We start from the raw sequence: 18,216 nt of genomic DNA, 5'->3' as shown, positions 1-18,216 counted from the left end.
TGGGCATCAACCTGCGCGGCCCCGATCAGGCGGTGGGCACCCTGTCGGGGGGCGAACGTCAGACCGTGGCGATTGCCCGTGCGGTCTATTTCGGCGCCAAGATCCTGATTCTGGACGAACCGACCTCGGCGTTGGGCGTGCGGCAGACATCGAACGTGCTAGCCACCATCGACAAGGTGCGCCACCAGGGCATCGGCGTGGTCTTCATCAGCCACAATGTCCGGCACGCGTTGGCCGTGGGCGACCGGTTCACGGTTCTGAACCGCGGCAAGACGCTGGGCACCGCCCGGCGCGGCGAGATCTCGCCCGAAGAGCTGCAGGACATGATGGCCGGCGGGCAGGAGATGGCCGAGCTGGAAGGGTCGCTGGGCGGTACCGTCTGAAGGTTTCTCCCCGGTGTCCCGTATCGTGCGGGGCACCAATATCACCAGGGTCCGGCAGGCCGGGCCACCCGGTCTGGGTGGTGGGCGTGTCGGATCCTTTCACGACAGAATGATTGCAACGGATTGCCCATAGCGGCCTCGTTCTGAAAGGGATCATGATGAGCAAGACAATCCGACTGACCGCGGCGCAGGCCTTGGTGCGCTACCTTGGCGCGCAGATGAACGAGAACGGCGAGCCCTTCATCGCCGGTGTCTGGGCGATTTTCGGCCATGGCAACGTGGCCGGTCTGGGCGAGGCGCTGCACGGTGTGCGCGACAGCCTGCCCACCTATCGCGGTCACAATGAACAGACTATGGCCCATTGCGCGATCGCCTATGCCAAGCAGATGCGGCGCAGCCGGGCCATGGCGGTGACCTCGTCGATCGGGCCCGGGGCGACCAACATGGTGACGGCCGCCGCGCTGGCCCATGTGAACCGCCTGCCGGTGCTGCTGTTGCCCGGCGATGTGTTCGCCAGCCGTGGCCCCGACCCGGTGCTGCAACAGACCGAGGATTTCACGGATGGCACCGTCAGCGCCAATGACTGTTTCCGCCCGGTCAGCCGCTATTTCGACCGGATCACCCGGCCCGAACATCTGCTGACCGCTCTGCCGCGCGCCTTCCGCACCATGACCGACCCGGCCGATTGCGGGCCGGTGACCCTGGGCTTTTGCCAGGACGTGCAGGCCGAGGCCTATGACTATCCGCTCAGCTTCTTCGAGCCGTGCATCTGGCACCAACGTCGCATCCGCCCCGACGCAGGCGAGCTGGCCCGCGCGGCCGAGGCCATCCGGTCGGCCAAACGCCCGATCATCGTGGCCGGCGGCGGTGTCCATTATTCCGGCGCGACCGACGCGCTGCAGGCCTTTGCCGAGACCCACAACATTCCTGTTGCCGAGACGCAAGCCGGCAAATCGGCCCTGGCCTGGGATCACCCGCTGAACCTGGGCCCGGTTGGCGTGACCGGGGGCGAACCCGCCAACACCGTGTGCGCCGAGGCAGATCTGATCCTGGGCATCGGCACGCGGTTTCAGGATTTCACCACCGGGTCCTGGGGGCTGTTTTCCAACCCCGAGCGCAAAATGGTCTGCCTGAACACCGCCGCCTATGACGCCGCGAAACACGGCGCGATGCCGCTGTTGGCCGATGCGCGGGTCGGGATCGAGGAATTGGGCGCGGCCCTTCAGGGCTATCGCGCCGACCCGGTTCCCGACACGCTCAAGGCCGAGTGGTTTGCCAAGGTCGATGCGCTGACCCATGCGCCGGGTGACGCCAACGCGCTGCCCACCGACATGCAGGTGGTGGGTGCGGTACAGCGCGCGGCACATGACGACACGGTGGTGATGTGCGCCGCCGGCACCATGCCGGGCGAGCTGCACAAGCTGTGGAAGGCGCCGCGTCCGGGGGCCTATCACATGGAATACGGCTTCAGCTGTATGGGCTACGAGATCGCCGGCGCCATGGGCATCAAGATGGCCCAGCCCGATCGCGACGTGATCTGTTTCACCGGGGACGGCACCTACATGATGGCCAACTCGGAAATGGCGACGGCGGCGATGATGGGCGTGTCCTTCACCGTGGTGATCACCGACAACCGGGGCTTTGGCTGCATCAACCGGCTGCAGATGGGCACCGGCGGGGCCGAGTTCAACAACCTGCTGGACCATGCGGTGCACGAGACGCCCTCGGCCATCGACTTTGCGGCCCATGCGGCGGCAATGGGGGCGACCTCGGTCAAGGTCGGCTCGATCGCCGAGCTGGAAGAGGCGCTGGCAAAGCGTGCTGAAGTCAAAGGCCCCTATGTGATCGTCATCGACACCGACCCGTACCCCTCGACCGAATATGGCGGCACGTGGTGGGAAGTGGCGGTGCCCGAGGTCAGCACCCGCCCTGCAGTGAAAGAAAAACGTGCGGCCTACGAGGCTGCCATCAAGGAAAGAAACACCAAATGAGCGTGAAGATCGGCATCTCTCCGATTGCGTGGCAAAATGACGACCTGCCCGACCTGACGGCGGCGTTCACGATGGAACAGGCCCTGAAAGAGGCGCGTCAGATCGGCTATACCGGGGTCGAGCGCGGGCAGCGTATGCCCGCCGACACAGAGGGGCTGCGCGCCTATCTGGAAGAAAATGACCTTGCCCTGTGCGGCGGCTGGTGTTCGGGCAATTCGCTGATCAACGATTTCGCTGCCGAACGCGACGCGGTGCGCGCGCAGGTCGAACAGTTCGTGGCGCTGAACAGCCCCTGCATCGTCTATGCCGAATGCTCGAACACGGTTCAGGGCCAGATCGGCACCCCGGTCAATGACCGCCCGCAGCTGTCGAAAGACGAGATCAAGGCCTACGGCGCCAAGATCACCGAACTGGCCAAGTGGATGGCCGATCAGGGGATGCCGATGGCCTATCACCACCACATGGGCACGATCATAGAAAGCGAAGATGACGTGAACTGGTTGATGGAGGGGTCGGGGCCGGAGGTGAAGCTGTGCTTTGACACCGGGCATCTGCTGTTCGGCGGCGGTGATGTACTGGCTACGCTGAACCGCTGGGGTGATCGGGTGCATCACGTGCATTTCAAGGACATCCGCCCCGGCATCGTGCGCGACACCCGCGGCAACCGGCGCAGTTTCCTGGATGCAGTGATCGCGGGGGCCTTCACCGTGCCCGGCGATGGCTGCATCGACTTTCAGGAGGTCGCCCATGCGTTGAAAGCCCTGGATTACGAAGGCTGGATCGTGGTCGAGGCCGAACAGGACCCGGCCAAGGCCCCGCCCTATGAATACTCGAAGATGGGTTATGACCACATCGTCGAGGTCTGCGGTCAGGCCGGATTGACGATCACGGCCTGATCTTTCGCCCCCCGGGGCGCCGCCATGGGAAAGGAGCGTTTCATGGTCCGTCAGCAACCTGGTTTCGCCGGCTGTTTCGGCCCCGAGTCCTGTGATCTGGACGAATTCAAGGTGCTGACCTCGCAGAGCCTGTGGCCCGAGCAGGTGCCTCACGCGGCCGCGGTGGAGAAGAACGTGCCCATCTATGACATGCACGCGCTGCGGCCCGCCCTGGAAACGCCGGACACCCGGCGTGCCCTGCTGGCCGAATGGGGCTGGATTCTGGGCCGATCTGCCGGGGTGATCGCGTTGAAAGGGGCCTATGCCGAGACCTCGGTCATCGACCGGGCGACCGAGGTGTTTCGCCGGATCATCGAAGATGAGCGTCAGGCCGGGGGTGGCGAGGGCGATCACTTTGCGGCCTCGGGCGCGAATGACCGGGTGTGGAACGCGCTGCAAAAGCAATGCCTGCGCGACCCCGAGGGTTTTGCGCTCTATTTCGGCAACACGGCGATTGCCGCCGCCTGCGAGGCCTGGCTGGGCCCCGATTACCAGATGACCGCGCAGATCAACCAGGTGCGGCCGGGCGGCAAGGCGCAGCAGGCGCATCGAGACTATCACCTGGGGTTCCAGACCGCCGACAAGGCGGCCCAGTTCCCGGCGCACGCCCATATGGTCGCCGCCGCGCTGACTCTGCAGGGCGCGGTTGCCCATTGCGACATGCCCATTGAAAGCGGCCCGACCAAGCTGTTGCCCTTCTCGCAGCTGTATGGCCCTGGCTATGTCGCCTTTCACGACGACGCGCATCGGGCGTATTTCGAATGGGCCTGCATCCAGCTGCCGCTGGCCAAGGGCGATGCGGTGTTCTTCAACCCGGCGCTGTTCCATGCAGCCGGCGAAAACAGCAGCGCCGACATCCACCGGATGGCCAACCTGCTGCAGGTGTCGTCAGCCTTCGGGCGGGCGATGGAGGCAGTGGACCGCAAGGCGATGTGTCTGGCCGTATTCCCGGCACTGATGGCGTTGAAACAGCGCGGCGATCTGGATGATGCCCGCATCGGCGCCGCGATCGCGGCCACGGCCGAAGGCTATCCCTTTCCGACCAATCTGGATACCGATCCGCCGGTGGGCGGAAACGCTCCGCCCAGCCAGGCCGACATCCTGCGCCGGGCGGTGTCGGAAAGCTGGACGCAGGCACAGTTGGAACAGGCGCTGGACGCGCGACAGGCGCGGCAGGCGGTATGACGGAACCCGGGCGGCCGGTGCTGCCCCAACACAGGTGAAACCGATGGCAGAACTGCTGAGAAAACCGTTCGGAACCCATGGCAAGGTTCATGACATCACGCCGGCCAACGCTGGCTGGCGCTATGTGGGCTTTGGCCTTTATCACCTGCGGGCCGGCGAGCGCGCCGCCGAGGTCACCGGCGACCGCGAGGTCATTCTGGTGATGGTCGAGGGCAAGGCCCGGATTACCGGCGCCGGGCAGGATTGGGGCGTGTTGGGCGACCGGATGAACGTGTTCGAAAAGTCCCCGCCCCATTGCCTGTACCTGCCCAACGGCACCGACTGGGAGGCAACGGCCGAAACCGATTGCGTGATCGCCGTGTGCTCGGCCCCGGGCAAGGGCGGCCATGCCCCGCGCCGGATCGGGCCCGAGGGCATCACCCTGACCGAGCGCGGCAAGGGAACGAACACGCGCCACATCAACAACATCGCGATGGAGGCCGAGGCTTACGCCGACAGCCTGCTGGTGACCGAGGTCTTCACCCCCCACGGCCATTGGTCATCCTACCCCAGTCACCGGCATGACGAGGATGACTATCCCCGCATCACCTATCTGGAAGAGACCTATTACCACCGCCTGAACCCGGCCAGCGGGTTCGGCATCCAGCGCGTCTATACCGATGACGGTCAGTTGGACGAAACCATGGCCGTGTCCGATGGCGATGTGGTACTGGTGCCGCGCGGGCACCACCCTTGCGGGGCGCCCTACGGGTTCGAGATGTATTACCTCAACGTCATGGCCGGGCCGCTGCGCAAATGGCGTTTCGTTCCGGCGCCCGAAGTCGAATGGATCATGGAGCGCGACAAATGACCAAGGCCTTTGCCATCTATCCCTGCCTGAAAGGGCGCACCGTATTCGTGACCGGCGGGGCCTCGGGCATCGGGCGCGAAATCGTGCGCGGCTTTGCCGAGCAGGGGGCCAAGGTCGGCTTTGTCGACATCAACGCCGAGGGCGGAAACGCGCTGCTGGAAGAACTGGACGGAACCCACGCCTTTGCCGCCTGCGACCTGCGCGACATCGCGGCGCTGCGGTCCGCTTTTTGCGAGCTGGCAGGCGCGCTGGGCACAGCGGACGTTCTGGTCAACAACGCCGCACATGACGACCGGCACGACTGGCGCGAGGTGACGCCGGACTATTGGGACGAGCGCATGGCGACCAACCTCCGCCACATGTTCTTCGCCATCCAGTCCGTGGCGCCCGGCATGATCGGCAAGGGCGCGGGGTCGATCATCAATATCGGCTCGAATTCCTGGTGGGAGGCCGGCGCGGGCTTTCCCGCCTATGCCACCGCGAAATCCGCAGTGCACGGCCTGACCCGCACCATGGCGCGGGAACTGGGCGATCACCGGATCCGGGTCAACACGGTCGTGCCCGGCTGGATCATGACCCAGCGCCAGAAAGACTTGTGGGTCACCCCCGAGGCGCTGGCCAAACAGATCGATCGCCAATGCCTGCCCGACCCGATCGACCCGGTCTATGTGGCGCGGATGGTGCTGTTTCTGGCCTCGGACGACGCGGCCATGTGCAGCGCGGGCAATTTCATGGTCGAGGGCGGCTCGATCTGACGCCCATGGGGTCGTTCCCGTCCGGAATGGACGTGCGTCGATACACTGGGGCCGGTTGACGGATCGACACCCGGCAAGGAAAGATGCGGGATGATTTCCTATGTCACGGTTGGCGCGGACGACATCGCGCGTGCAAAACGGTTTTACTGCGCCTTTCTGCCGGATCTCGGCTATGCGCTGGAAGAGGGTCCCGAGGGGCTGAGTTTCGCCCTACCGGTGCCGCCGGGCCAGCAACCGGTTCTGCCGGAATTTTATGTCAAACCGCCTTTTGACGGGGCTGCGGCCTCGGCCGGGAATGGTGCGATGGTCGCCTTCGAGGCGCGCAGTCAGCAGCAGGTACGAGACCTTCACGCCGCTGCGCTGCGGGCCGGCGGATCGGACGAAGGTCAGCCGGGCTTTCGCGCCATGTACGGGCCACGTTTTTATGTCGGCTATCTGCGGGACCCACAAGGCAACAAGATCGCCCTGTTTTCCAGCAATCCAAACGAACCGGGGCGCGACGATTAGGACCCGCCAGCGCATTTTGCGATATCGCACAGGTCGGGACGGTTAGCGCTGCGGCGGCGCACCAAAGGCGCGGATCACGGTGCGGGCGGCAGCAACGACCGGGTCATGGGTTTCCTTCAGGATCGTCACCCGGTCGAACCGGTTGGGGTCGCGGTTCACGGCCTCGCGCAGGGCGGCGCCGAAGGCCATGCGCAGCTCGGTGCCGATGTTGAACTTGCAGATCGCGGTTTCACGCGCCAGCCGCGCGCGCTGTTTGACGGGCACGCCCGATCCGCCATGGATCACCAGCGGCACGTTGGTCACGGCCTGAATCCGGCGGATGCGGTCCTCGTCCAGCCCGCCTTCCTTGTTCTGCTGAAGGTGGACGTTTCCGACCGAGACCGCCATCGCGTCCACGCCGGTCTGGGCGGCGAAGGTGGCGGCCTCGTCCGGGTCGGTCCCGGCCGAGCCTTCGCCCCCGGAATAGCCGACGAAGCCGATCTCGCCCTCGCACGAAATCCCGGCGGCATGGGCCATTTCGGCGATCGCGGCGGTCTCGTCGATATTCTGCTGCAGGGGCTTGCGCGATCCGTCGAACATCAGCGAGGTGAACCCGCTGTCCAGCGCGATCCTGCACTCCTCGAACGTATAGCCGTGGTCCAGATGCGCCACGACGGGCACCGAGGCGTTTTCGGCCAGATACCGGAACATCTTGCCCAGGATCGGCAGCGGCGTGTGTTCGCGGCAGCTGGGGCCGGCCTGCAGGATCACCGGGGCGTTCTCGGCCTCGGCCGCGGCGACATAGGCGCGCATGTCCTCCCAGCCCAGCGTCACCAGGCCGCCGACGGCATAGCCCTGTTCATAGGCGGGTTGCAGGACGTCTTTGAGCGTAACGAGGGTCATTTGAACTTGGCGATCATGTCTTTGATGCCCGGGATCGTTTCGATCTGATAGGCGTGGGTGGGTTGGAAATACTGCACCAGCGACCGCTGGGTCAGTCCGCCGAGGATGGTGAAGTAATACATCTCGTATCCCGGCAGAACGCAGCAGGGGTGATAGCCCTTGTCGATACAGATCGTGGAGCCATCGACGATGTGATAGGCGTCACCCGGTTCGTTGTCCTCGCGCTGCAGCATCTGCAGGCCCGAGCCCCAGTTCGGTTTGAAACGGAAATTGTAGGTCTCGTCATGCCGGGTCTCGTCCGGCAGGCGGTTGGTGTCGTGCTTGTGGCTGGGAAAGCCCGACCAGCCGCCCTGACCCACGGTGAACAGCTCGCTCACCAGCAGGCGGCCGACCTTGTCATGCTGTTTCTGGCCCAGGATATGCTTGATCTTGCGATGGGTCTTGGTGTCGTCGCTGCCATATTGCACCAAGTCATGCTCGCGCACGTCGAACGGGTCCAGCACCTTGTCATACTTTGCGCCGGCCACGAACACCTCGGCCGTTTCCGACACGCAGACCATCTGCGCCCTTGCCCCTGACGGGACATAAGCCCCCTCGGGCTCGCCATCCCAGACATCCTCGCCCCGGTTGCCCAGATGGGCAAAGTGCACGCCCTCGACATCCACATCGACGCTGCCGGTGGCGGGCACGATGCAGGTCTCGTACCCTGGGACCTGGTATTCAAAGGCTTCGCCCCGCTTCAACTTGACGATGTTGAAATAGTTCAACGGTACGGTCGGGTCATCGACATCGACGATGGGTTTGTTCTGGTTGTCGAACGGGGGGATGTGCATCGGGCTCTCCTATCCGGCCGGGGTGGGGCCGGTGTGGGACGCGAGGAAAGCGTCCAAGTCTTCGGTGGTTGGCATGGCGGGCGCGCAGCCCGGTTTGGACACGACGATCGAGGCGCAGGCCGATCCGCGCAACACCGCCTGTTCCAGCGAATGGCCCGCCGCGACCGAGGCCAGCAGCCCGGCCATGAAGCTGTCGCCCGCGCCGTTGGGTTTGACGGCCGTGACCGGGTAGATGCCCGTGTGGATCTCTTGCCCGTCGGTCAGGGTGACGGCGCCCTTTTCGCCCATCTTGTAGATGACGATGCGGCCGGGTTTCTCGGCCAGATCGCAGGCTTTCCGGAAGCCTTTCTCGATCCCGCCGGCCATGAAGCCGAATTCTTCGTCATTGCCGACGATCATGTCGCTGGCCTCGCCCGCGCGCGACAGCACGTCGGCGGCGACCTGCGCCGAGGGCCAGCTGTAGGGCCGGTAGTCGATGTCGAAGATCACCGGCAGACCAGCCTTGCGCGCGTTTTTGAAGGCGCGGAACGTGGCGTTGCGCGACGGTTCGGCGGCAAACACGGTTCCGGCCGAGATCGCCGCGCTGAAACGGCCATAGTCGACCCGGTCCATGTCATCTTCGGTGACCTGGAAATCGACGGCGCCGTTTCGGTAGATGACGTTCTGAAAGTCCTCGATGCAGCTTTCATAGACCGCCAAGGACATGCGGTATTCACCGCCGACGACGCGAATGAAAGAGGTGTCGACACCATAGTGATGCAACTTGTTGAGGCAGAACCGCCCAACCGCGTCATCCGAGACGGAGGTGATCAGCGACGCCTGGCTGCCCAGCTTGACCAGACCCGCGCAGATATTCGCGGACGAACCGCCCAAGTCCGCGCGGAACATGTCGGCATGTTCGCTTTTGACACCGACCGGATCGGCGAACATGTCCATGCCAGCGCGCCCGAAAACGGCAAACCGGTTTCCTTTGATGCCGTCGATCAAGTGACTCAAACTGTACCTCCCAGGCATTTTGATCCCGCCGATCCGATGGACCTTGCATTGGATCGATTCTCACGATACTGATTTTGCAACCGGTTGCAATCAGTATGTTCGGAGCCGCCCAAAATGCCAGAAATCGGAATTGGAATCGTCGGAGGCGGCTATATGGGCAAGGCCCATTCGGTGGCCATGTCCGCCGTGGGCGCCGTGTTCGACACCGCGCTCAGACCGCGGCTCGAGATGATCTGCGCCTCTAGCCCCGAAAGTGCTGAACGCTACCGAGCCGCCTACGGGTTCCGCCGTGCCACAGCCGACTGGCGGGCGCTGGTCAATGACGCGGCGGTCGAGGCCGTCGTGATCGCCTCGCCCCAATCCACGCATCGGCAGATCGCCGAGGCGGCGCTGGCGCTTGGCAAGCCGGTTCTGTGCGAAAAACCGCTGGGCGCGTCGCTTGAGGACAGCCGTGCCATGGTGGCGGCGGCCGAGGCCTCGGGCACCGTCAACATGGTCGGGTTCAACTATGTCCGCACCCCGGCCAGCCAGTTTGCCCGCCAGCTGATCGCCGACGGCGCCATTGGCGACATCACATGGTTCCGCGGTGAACATACCGAGGATTTCTATGCCGACCCCGAGGCCCCGGCGACCTGGCGCACGACCGGCATGGCCAACGGCACCATCGGCGATCTGGCGCCGCACATGGTCAATGGCGCGCTGGCTCTGGTGGGGCCGATCGCGCAGGTCATGGCCGATGTGGAAACCGTTCACCACACCCGCCCGGGCGGTGCAGTGACCAATGACGACCACGCCCAGATGATGTGTCGGTTTGAAAACGGCGTCATGGGGAACCTATATTTCAGCCGTATCGCGACCGGCCGCAAGATGGGTTATGCCTACGAGATTTCGGGCACCAAGGGCGCGATCCGGTTTGACCAGGAGGATCAGAACGCCCTGTGGCTCTATCGCCGCGAAGGCCCCGAGGCCCAGCGCGGTTTCACCAAGATCCTGACCGGTCCGGAGCATCCCGATTATGAGCCCTTTTGCCAGGGTCCCGGCCACGGCACCGGATATCAGGATCAGATCATCATCGAAGCCAAGGATTTTCTGACCGCCATTCATTCCGGCCGGAGCAACTGGCCCACCTTCCGGGACGGGCACGAGGTCAACCGGGTGCTGGCGGCGGCGCTGGCCTCGGCCGACAGTCGCGGCTGGCAGGACGTTGGCGCGTTCTAGGCCCGGCACGTTTTCCAACATCGTTCGCAGAGAGACCAAGACCATGGCAAAGTTGAAATGGGGCATGATCGGGGGCGGAGAAGGCAGCCAGATCGGACCCGCCCACCGTCTGGGCGCACAGGCCGACGGCCTGTTCGAATTCGCCGCCGGCGCGCTGGACCACCGGCCCGAGGCGGGGCGCGCCTATGCGCAGCGGCTGGGTGTGCCCGCCGACCGCGCCTATGGCGACTGGCAGGAAATGCTGGCCGGCGAAAAGGACCGGCCCAACCGGATCGACCTTGTGACCATCGCCACCCCGAACGCGACCCATTTCGAGATCGCCAAGGCCTATCTTGAGGCCGGGTTCAACGTGCTGTGCGAAAAGCCGATGACCATGACCGTGGAAGAGGGCGAAGAGATCGTGCGCGTGGCCCGGGCCTCGGGCAGGATCTGCGCGGTCAACTACTGCTATTCGGCCTATCCGATGGTGCGGCAGGCTCGCGCCATGGTCCGCGCCGGAGAGATCGGCAAGGTGCGCCTGGTCGTCACCAATTTCAGCCACGGCCACCATGGGGACGCCACCGACGCGGACAATCCGCGCGTGCGCTGGCGCTATGACCCGGCCATGGCGGGCGTGTCGGGGCAATTCGCCGATTGCGGCATCCACGCGCTGCACATGGCCAGCTTCATCTGCGATGACGAGGTCGCGACGCTGTCGGCCGACATGGCCTCGACCATTCCCAGCCGCCAGCTGGAGGACGACGCCATGGTCAATTTCCGGATGGAGGGCGGCACCGTGGGCCGGTTGTGGACCTCGTCCGTGGCGATCGGGCGGCAGCACGGGTTCGACATCCAGGTGTTCGGCGAGACCGGCGGGCTGCGCTGGGCGTCCGAACACCCCAACCAGCTGATCTATACCCCGGTCGGTGGACGAACCCAGATCATCGAAAAGGGCGAGGGCGGCCTGCATGAAGACGCCATGCGTCTGTCGCGCGTGGCGATCGCCCATCCCGAGGGCTTTCCTTTGGCCGTGGCCAATATCTATTGCGATCTGGCCGACGCGATCCGGGGCGAACCGCGCGATGGGCTGCCCGATGCCGCCGATGGCGTCCGCTCGATTGCCGCGGTGCACGCGGCCGTGGCCTCGGCCCGGGCCGAGGGCGCCTGGCAGGACGCGCGCCCGCCGATGTTCCGCTGATCAAGGGCGGGGCCGCAACGTGCCCCGCTCGATCACCCGGCAGGGAAAGATCCGCGCCTCGGGGTAGCGATCGGGCGTTTTCAGCATCTCTTCGACCAGATCGACCGAGGCGGTGATGATCTGCTTGATCGGCTGATGGATGGTCGTCAGGTTGATGTATTCCCAGCGCGACATCTCCATGTCGTTCAGGCCGATGATCCCGATGTCGGAACCCGGTTTCAGCCCGTGGTCGGCCAGCGCCGACAGCGCACCGATCGACAGGATGTCGTCGCCGCAGAAATAGGCCTGCGCCGGGTCACCCGCCAGCAGGCGCAGCATCTCGGCCCGGCCGGCCTCGAAGGAGTAGGCCCCGGCGAAAGAGTGGCTGACGGGAACCTGTGGGTGGTTTGCCATTTCCTCGGTAAAGCCCCGTTGCCGGTCCCGTGCCGAGGTCGCATCGATCGGCCCGCCCAGATAGCCCACGCTGGCATAGCCTCGCGAGACCAACTCGCGCGCGGCCATGCGTCCGCATTCCACATTGTCGATGCCCACCACATGCACCTCGGGCGAGGTCGCCGAGCGCCCGAAGGTGTGCACCACCGGCACGCCGGCATCGTGGAACGCCTTGGCAAAGCTGGGCGGCAAGGTCGACGAGGCGACGATCACCGCATCCACCGAATATTGCCGCAGCATGCGCACGGAATTGGCGGGCTCGGTCTCGTCGGTCAGGTTCACGATCAGGGGGCGCAGCCCGCGTTCCTGCAGGGCGCGGGTGAACTGGTCGAAAACCTCAAGAAAGATGGGGTTGTGGAAGTTGTTCGAGATCAGCCCGATCAGCTTGGTCCGCCCCGTCGTCAACGACGAGGCCAGCGCGTTGGGGCTGTAGCCCAGTTCCTTGGCGGCCTTTTCCACCTTGGCGCGGGTCTTGGCCGAGACCGAGGCGCCCGGCGTGAAGGTGCGCGACACCGCCGACCGCGACACCCCGGCCAAGGCCGCAACTTCCTTCAGCGTAACGCCCACTTGCCTGGTCTCCTTCGTGAGGTCGATCGGGTCTGTTGAATGTCGCATCATTGCAAAAATGGTGCAATCGGTTGCAAGGCATTTCCACCCCTGACGTCAGGTTCCAAGACGCTGCGGCCGTGATCCGACATTATGATTCAATTTTCGTCATTATGGCGGAAAAGCCGCCCGTTTCGTCAACTCGATTGCTGTGCCCGGACGGCGGCGCGGTCATACTGGAACCAGAGCAGAGGAGGAGGCGCGCAATGAGTTGGAACATCTGCGTCGTCGGGGCCGGAAAGATCGGACAGATGATCGCCGCCCTGTTGAAGAAATCGCACAATTATACCGTAACCGTGGCCGACCATGACCTGACGGCCTTGTCGGCGTTGAACAGGCAGGGCATCACCACCCGCCAGATCGACGCGGGCGACGAAGCCGGGCTGGCACAGGGGCTTGCGGGGTTCGATGCGGTGATCTCGGCCGCACCGTTTTTCCTGACGTCTGCCATCGCCAAGGCGGCCAAGGCCGCGGGTGCGCATTATTTCGACCTGACCGAGGATGTCGCCGCGACCAACGCCGTGCGCGAACTGGCCCGCGACAGCGGCACCGCCTTCATGCCGCAATGCGGATTGGCCCCGGGTTTCGTCGGCATAGCGGGAGCCGCACTGGCGGCCGACTTCGACACGCTGGACAGCCTGCACATGCGAGTGGGCGCGCTGCCGCTCTATCCGACCAATGCGCTGAAATACAATCTGACCTGGTCCACCGATGGGCTGATCAACGAATACTGCAACCCCTGCGACGCCATCGTGAATGGCGAACGGGTCAAGACCGCGCCGCTCGAGGATTACGAGATCATCGGCCATGACGGTGTGGAATACGAATGCTTCAACACTTCGGGCGGCCTGGGCACCTTGCCCGAGACGCTGGCCGGCAAGGCGCGGGCGGTGTCCTATCGCTCGATCCGCTATCCCGGCCATCGCGACATCCTGAAACTGCTGTTGACCGATCTGGGCCTGGGCCAGCGCCGCGACCTGTTGAAGGACATCTTTGAAACCGCGCTGCCGCGCACCGATCAGGATGTGGTTCTGGTCTATTGCACGGCCAAGGGCATGATCGACGGGGCCCTGCGCGAGAAATCCCTGATCAACAAATCCTTTGCCCGCACCTTCGACGGCCAGGTCTGGAGCGCGATCCAGATCACCACCGCCGCCGGCGTTCTGGGCGTGGTCGACCTGATGCGCACCGGCGCGCTGCCCACCCAAGGCTTTGTCCGGCAAGAGCAGGTCGGGCTGGATGACTTCCTGAACACCGAATTCGGCCAGCTGTACCGCGCTGGCGAAGTGACCCCCCAGAACAAGGCGGCCTGAACATGAAAGACGTAGTCATGACTGCAGAACACACACTCGAAAAACTGGGCCTGACGGCAGCCGAGCTGACCGGCGGGTCGCTGGAGGTCCGTTCGCCCATCGACGGCCGCGTGCTGGCGCGGGTGCATGAAACGCCCGTTGCCGACATGGATGCGGTCTTTGCCCGCGCCACGGCAGCCTTCAAGGCCTGGCGCACCGTGCCCGCCCCGCGCCGGGGCGAGCTGATCCGCCTGCTGGGCGAGGAGCTGCGCGCGGCCAAGGAGGACTTGGGCGCGCTGGTCAGCTGGGAGGCCGGCAAGATCACCTCGGAAGGTCTGGGCGAAGTGCAGGAGATGATCGACATCTGCGATTTTGCCGTGGGCCTGTCGCGCCAGCTGTATGGCCTGACCATCGCCTCGGAACGCCCCGGCCACCGGATGATGGAGACCTGGCATCCGGCCGGTCCGGTCGGAGTGATCTCGGCCTTCAACTTCCCGGTCGCGGTCTGGTCGTGGAACGCGGCGCTGGCGTTTGTCTGCGGCGACCCGGTGATCTGGAAACCGTCCGAGAAAACGCCCCTGACCGCGATGGCCTGTCAGAAGATCTTTGAAAAGGCCGTGGCCCGGTTCGGCGATGCGCCCGACGGGCTGCTGCAACTGCTGATCGGCGGTGCCGATCTGGGCAAGGCGCTTGTGGCCAGCGAGGCGGTGCCGATCATTTCGGCTACCGGCTCGACCCGGATGGGCCGCGCGGTCGCACCGATCGTGGCTCAGCGGTTCGGCAAATGCATCCTGGAACTGGGCGGCAACAACGCCATGATCGTGGGCCCCTCGGCCGATCTGGAAATGGCGGTGCGGGCCATCGTGTTTTCGGCCGTGGGCACCGCGGGTCAGCGCTGCACCACGCTGCGGCGGCTGATCGTGCACAACTCGATCCGCGCCGATCTGGTTGCGCGGCTGAAAAAGGCCTATGCCGGCCTGCCCATCGGTGACCCGCTGGCTGACGGCACGCTGGTCGGGCCGCTGGTGGATGCGGCCTCGGGTCAGGCGATGGAGGCCGCACTGAAGGCGGCAGAGGCCGAGGGCGGCACCGTCTTTGGCGGCAAGCGCGTGATGGACGGCGTGCCCGAGGGCGGTGTCTACATGCAGCCCGCGATCGTCGAAATGCCCGGCCAGACCGAGATCGTAAAGACCGAAACCTTTGCGCCGATCCTCTATGTGATGGGCTATGAAGGTTTCGACGAGGCGCTTGAGATGCAGAACGACGTGCCGCAGGGCCTGTCGTCTTGCGTGTTCACGCTGAACATGCGCGAGGCGGAACAGTTCCTGTCGCCCGCCGGGTCCGATTGCGGCATCGCCAACGTGAATATCGGCCCCTCGGGCGCCGAGATCGGTGGCGCGTTCGGCGGTGAGAAGGAAACCGGTGGCGGACGCGAAAGCGGCTCGGATGCCTGGAAGGGCTATATGCGGCGCCAGACGAACACCGTGAACTACTCGGCCGAGTTGCCATTGGCGCAGGGCGTGAAGTTCGACATCTGAAAACCCGGCCCGGCGGCCTAGCGCGGCCGGGCCAACACATGCGTTCAGTCCGTGAACAGGTAATCAAGCTGCATGATCGACTGGGCGGTTTCCTCCGAAACTCCAAGGAAGCCCGCGATCGCGGCCACGTTCTCGGCCGGGTCAGCGGTTTCGCGCAATCGGAAGAACCTCTCGATCCCCGCACCGCGCAGCTGTTCGGATTCATAGGCCAGATCGCTGCGTATCGTCGGTAACAGGCGTTCGACGGTTGCGGCTGGGCTGTTTTCTCCGGCCAACCCGACCCTGTGGGCGTGGCCGACAAGATACGCGTCTGAATAAGTGCACTCGATTTCAAGAACATGCGTGCGCGCCTTGTCCGAGCAAAAATCCTGTACGATATCCAGACTGGCGGGATCGAGGCAGATCAGCAGCCGGTCGGCGCCGAAGTGATCGTACAGCATCCGGGTGACCGCCCTGCGATGCCGGGATCGTTTGACCAGCGTGGTCTCCAAGCCCCCCAGATCGGGCAGCGGGGCGGCCTCCTCGTTGAACAGGTACTCGATGCAGGGCAGGTTGGTCTCAGAGGCGATCTGGTCGATCAGCCGCTTGGCCACATGCCACTTCTTGCAGACGACCATGTACAAATCGCGATCGGCGCCCAGCGTGTTGGCGGTTTCCCAGAAGCGGGGTGCATACCGGCGTCCCACGCGGCCACGGCCGGTCAGAAATCTGTGTAGATTCCGACCCTCGTTCGATATCTGGAATTCGACCCTTTCGCTGGCATAGAGCGCGCCCAATTTCTGCTTCAGCAACTGCGCCTCGGGGCTGATCTTGCGGGCGAACAGGTAATCTTGGGTCAGCAGCAAGTCGTAGTGATCGTTGTAAAACGTAACCGGCATCCCATAGTCCGAGAACATCAGGAAAGTAAGCGTGCGGTTTTCGATCTCGGTTTTGGGGATCAGGTGGCGCACGAGGGTCTGAAAGAACGTCTCGTCCGGAATCCAGGTGGTCGAGAAAAAACGGACCACGTCCCGACGCTGGCGCAGGAAATCCAGGATCATCTCGATTGTCCGGCGGCGAAGGCACCACCACTGGCTGCCGATCATGATCTGGAGATCCTCCGGGATCTCGCGGGTCAGGCCGAGACGTTTCTGGGCCTCGTAGGCGGCATAGAACAGTTTGCTCTGCGTGCGTTCGTTGAAATAGTGGCGATAGATCAGCCGGTCTTCCTTCATGCCGGTCTTGATCCAGTCGCTTTCGAAAAAGTCGTGGCTTTCGATGAAATCCTTGTCGGTTTCATCCAGAAACCGATGCGCATATTCCGCGGTCTTTATCGCCATGCAGTCGCCCGACAGCATGTAGAAATGGGTCGCTCGCGGGAAGGCCTCGACCGCAGCTTGCACCGCGTTCAGTGTTGCCTGCACCAGCGACCATTCCCCCCAGCCACATTTGATCCGCCTGGCCGCGAAGGTCACATTGGGATTGCTTTTCAGGGCCGTCTGGATCCGGTCAAAGTCCTGTGCGGATGCGCTGGCATCGAAATGGATGGCCATGCAGTCCCCTGCGGCCGTCAGCCGTTCGGCCTGTGCGATAATCGCGTCAGGGTCTTTGTGACACAGCAGAATGTAGGCGATCTTGGCCATTGGCGTTGCATGAAGTCCGTTACTGCCCGGTTCCAACCGTGATACTGAGGATGAGCGATTGAATAAACAGAATATTTTTGCTTCTCTGGCGTCAAAAGCTGGCGCATCACCTTGAGACTCGGCCGGCTAAGGAGGCATGGCAGATGGGATTTCCCGGTACATGGATGACCGAAAGCGAAAGCATGGTCTATCGCGTCGTGCCCAAATGCGCCTGCTCGACCATCGGGCAAATCATGTATTACTCGGATCATGGTCGGTTCTTTGACGGCGATATCCACGACGCCAAAGACGGGATGCACAAATGGGCGTTTGACCACAGCCAGGATGTGATCTCGGCCAATGTGCGCGGGCACAAGTCGTTCGCCTTCACCTGTGTGCGCAACCCCTACACGCGGATCCTCAGTTCGTTCTTCGACAAGATCTGCGGCATTCAGCGCAACGGGAAACGGTACCGGGGCAATCTGGTGCCGACGCTGATCTACAATTACGGGATCGAGGTCGGGGGCGAGGACGGCAAGGGCGAATTCGACCAGATTGCCAGTTTCCGCCGGTTTCTTCTGTTTGCCCGCGACACGATCCGTTGGCGGCGGCCAATGGACCCGGACATCCACTGGTCGGCCATGTCGGGGCATGTGTCGACCTTCATCGTGAATGGCGGGCGCTATGACCGGATTTTCTGGACCGAAAAATTCAACGACGGGATGCAAGGCGTGCTGGACGCGTTGGAAACCCCGCATCCCGTGACCCTGTCCGAAATTCCGCGCTTCAACGAATCCGAGGGCCACGGCCCCAAACGTGCGCACCCGGTCGAGGACTATTTCGACGACCTGTCGATGCACCTGGTCTATGAGATCTACAAACAGGATTTCGAACTGTTCAAATACGATTTCGAGAACCCGGCCAACAAGATGCCGACAGGTGAAATCGACCTGGATGAGATTCACGCCAAGTTGGGTGACTGACCCAACTTTTCGGAGTGCTCCCGCCCAACCAGAGTAGGCAGCGGCGCAGCCG

Annotated in this window: 17 protein-coding genes; 12 read left to right on the top strand and 5 right to left on the bottom strand. The window is 64.0% G+C overall.

Going from position 1 to position 18,216, the window contains the following annotated elements:
* The 7 genes from AC2FM5_RS11475 to AC2FM5_RS11445 form a co-directional block, all read left to right on the top strand.
* Positions 1-383: ATP-binding cassette domain-containing protein (locus AC2FM5_RS11475; RefSeq protein WP_496735643.1), on the top strand; the 383-nt coding region annotated here is incomplete at its 5' end.
* Positions 384-541: 158 nt separating this feature from the next.
* On the top strand, positions 542-2,374 hold the full coding sequence (iolD, locus tag AC2FM5_RS11470) for a 3D-(3,5/4)-trihydroxycyclohexane-1,2-dione acylhydrolase (decyclizing) (protein ID WP_496735641.1): 1,833 nt from the start codon (positions 542-544) through the stop codon (positions 2,372-2,374).
* Positions 2,371-3,270: a myo-inosose-2 dehydratase gene (iolE, locus tag AC2FM5_RS11465; protein WP_170436402.1), complete on the top strand. Its 900-nt coding sequence runs from the start codon at positions 2,371-2,373 to the stop codon at positions 3,268-3,270. The genes iolD and iolE overlap by 4 nt, the downstream gene beginning before the upstream one ends.
* Positions 3,271-3,312: 42 nt before the next feature.
* The gene (locus AC2FM5_RS11460; protein ID WP_496735639.1) at positions 3,313-4,494 is read left to right on the top strand and encodes a phytanoyl-CoA dioxygenase family protein; all 1,182 of its coding nucleotides are present in this window, start codon (positions 3,313-3,315) and stop codon (positions 4,492-4,494) included.
* 43 nt (positions 4,495-4,537) lie between these two features.
* The gene (iolB, locus tag AC2FM5_RS11455; protein WP_496735637.1) at positions 4,538-5,344 is read left to right on the top strand and encodes a 5-deoxy-glucuronate isomerase; all 807 of its coding nucleotides are present in this window, start codon (positions 4,538-4,540) and stop codon (positions 5,342-5,344) included.
* Positions 5,341-6,099 (top strand): SDR family NAD(P)-dependent oxidoreductase, encoded by a 759-nt coding sequence (locus tag AC2FM5_RS11450; protein ID WP_496735635.1) that lies wholly within the window; start codon positions 5,341-5,343, stop codon positions 6,097-6,099. Before iolB ends, AC2FM5_RS11450 begins: the two co-directional genes overlap by 4 nt.
* Positions 6,100-6,189: 90 nt before the next feature.
* Entirely contained in the window at positions 6,190-6,606 is a 417-nt protein-coding gene (locus AC2FM5_RS11445; RefSeq protein ID WP_170372586.1) for a VOC family protein, read from the top strand.
* A 42-nt stretch (positions 6,607-6,648) separates the two neighbouring features.
* Here AC2FM5_RS11445 and AC2FM5_RS11440 read toward each other — a convergent pair whose 3' ends face one another.
* From AC2FM5_RS11440 to AC2FM5_RS11430, 3 genes are read right to left on the bottom strand one after another with little or no spacing between them, the layout of a single operon-like run.
* Positions 6,649-7,488 (bottom strand): class II fructose-bisphosphate aldolase, encoded by an 840-nt coding sequence (locus AC2FM5_RS11440; RefSeq protein WP_496735632.1) that lies wholly within the window; start codon positions 7,486-7,488, stop codon positions 6,649-6,651.
* Positions 7,485-8,321: a 5-deoxy-glucuronate isomerase gene (locus AC2FM5_RS11435; protein ID WP_170445154.1), complete on the bottom strand. Its 837-nt coding sequence runs from the start codon at positions 8,319-8,321 to the stop codon at positions 7,485-7,487. Before AC2FM5_RS11435 ends, AC2FM5_RS11440 begins: the two co-directional genes overlap by 4 nt.
* A gap of 9 nt (positions 8,322-8,330) precedes the next feature.
* A complete protein-coding gene (locus AC2FM5_RS11430; RefSeq protein ID WP_496735630.1) occupies positions 8,331-9,335 on the bottom strand; it encodes a PfkB family carbohydrate kinase in 1,005 nt (334 codons plus the stop codon).
* Between the two features lie 96 nt (positions 9,336-9,431).
* Between AC2FM5_RS11430 and AC2FM5_RS11425 the strand changes: the two genes are divergently transcribed.
* Both AC2FM5_RS11425 and AC2FM5_RS11420 read left to right on the top strand, forming a co-directional pair.
* A complete protein-coding gene (locus AC2FM5_RS11425) occupies positions 9,432-10,535 on the top strand; it encodes a Gfo/Idh/MocA family protein (protein WP_170421088.1) in 1,104 nt (367 codons plus the stop codon).
* 43 nt (positions 10,536-10,578) lie between these two features.
* Positions 10,579-11,712 carry a Gfo/Idh/MocA family protein gene (locus AC2FM5_RS11420; RefSeq protein ID WP_496735627.1) on the top strand — a complete coding sequence of 378 codons (1,134 nt, stop codon included), beginning with the start codon at positions 10,579-10,581 and terminating at the stop codon, positions 11,710-11,712.
* On the opposite strand, the gene AC2FM5_RS11415 is transcribed toward AC2FM5_RS11420, so the two are convergent.
* A complete protein-coding gene (locus AC2FM5_RS11415; protein WP_170343223.1) occupies positions 11,713-12,711 on the bottom strand; it encodes a LacI family DNA-binding transcriptional regulator in 999 nt (332 codons plus the stop codon).
* A 245-nt stretch (positions 12,712-12,956) separates the two neighbouring features.
* On the opposite strand from AC2FM5_RS11415, the gene AC2FM5_RS11410 reads away from it, so the two are divergent.
* Positions 12,957-14,063 (top strand): saccharopine dehydrogenase family protein, encoded by a 1,107-nt coding sequence (locus AC2FM5_RS11410; RefSeq protein ID WP_496735624.1) that lies wholly within the window; start codon positions 12,957-12,959, stop codon positions 14,061-14,063.
* A gap of 17 nt (positions 14,064-14,080) precedes the next feature.
* Positions 14,081-15,580, top strand: a complete 1,500-nt coding sequence (amaB, locus tag AC2FM5_RS11405) for an L-piperidine-6-carboxylate dehydrogenase (protein ID WP_496735645.1) — start codon at positions 14,081-14,083, stop codon at positions 15,578-15,580.
* Positions 15,581-15,624: 44 nt separating this feature from the next.
* Here amaB and AC2FM5_RS11400 read toward each other — a convergent pair whose 3' ends face one another.
* The gene (locus AC2FM5_RS11400) at positions 15,625-17,202 is read right to left on the bottom strand and encodes a DUF5928 domain-containing protein (RefSeq protein WP_496735622.1); all 1,578 of its coding nucleotides are present in this window, start codon (positions 17,200-17,202) and stop codon (positions 15,625-15,627) included.
* Between the two features lie 143 nt (positions 17,203-17,345).
* On the opposite strand from AC2FM5_RS11400, the gene AC2FM5_RS11395 reads away from it, so the two are divergent.
* Entirely contained in the window at positions 17,346-18,164 is an 819-nt protein-coding gene (locus AC2FM5_RS11395; RefSeq protein ID WP_170367498.1) for a sulfotransferase family protein, read from the top strand.
* The last annotated feature ends 52 nt before the right edge of the window (positions 18,165-18,216 follow it).

This window comes from Ruegeria sp. BHSA162 (assembly GCF_059613385.1).
The sequence above is the reverse complement of the archived record's forward strand: the minus strand, read 5'-3'. Positions and strand labels throughout refer to the sequence as shown.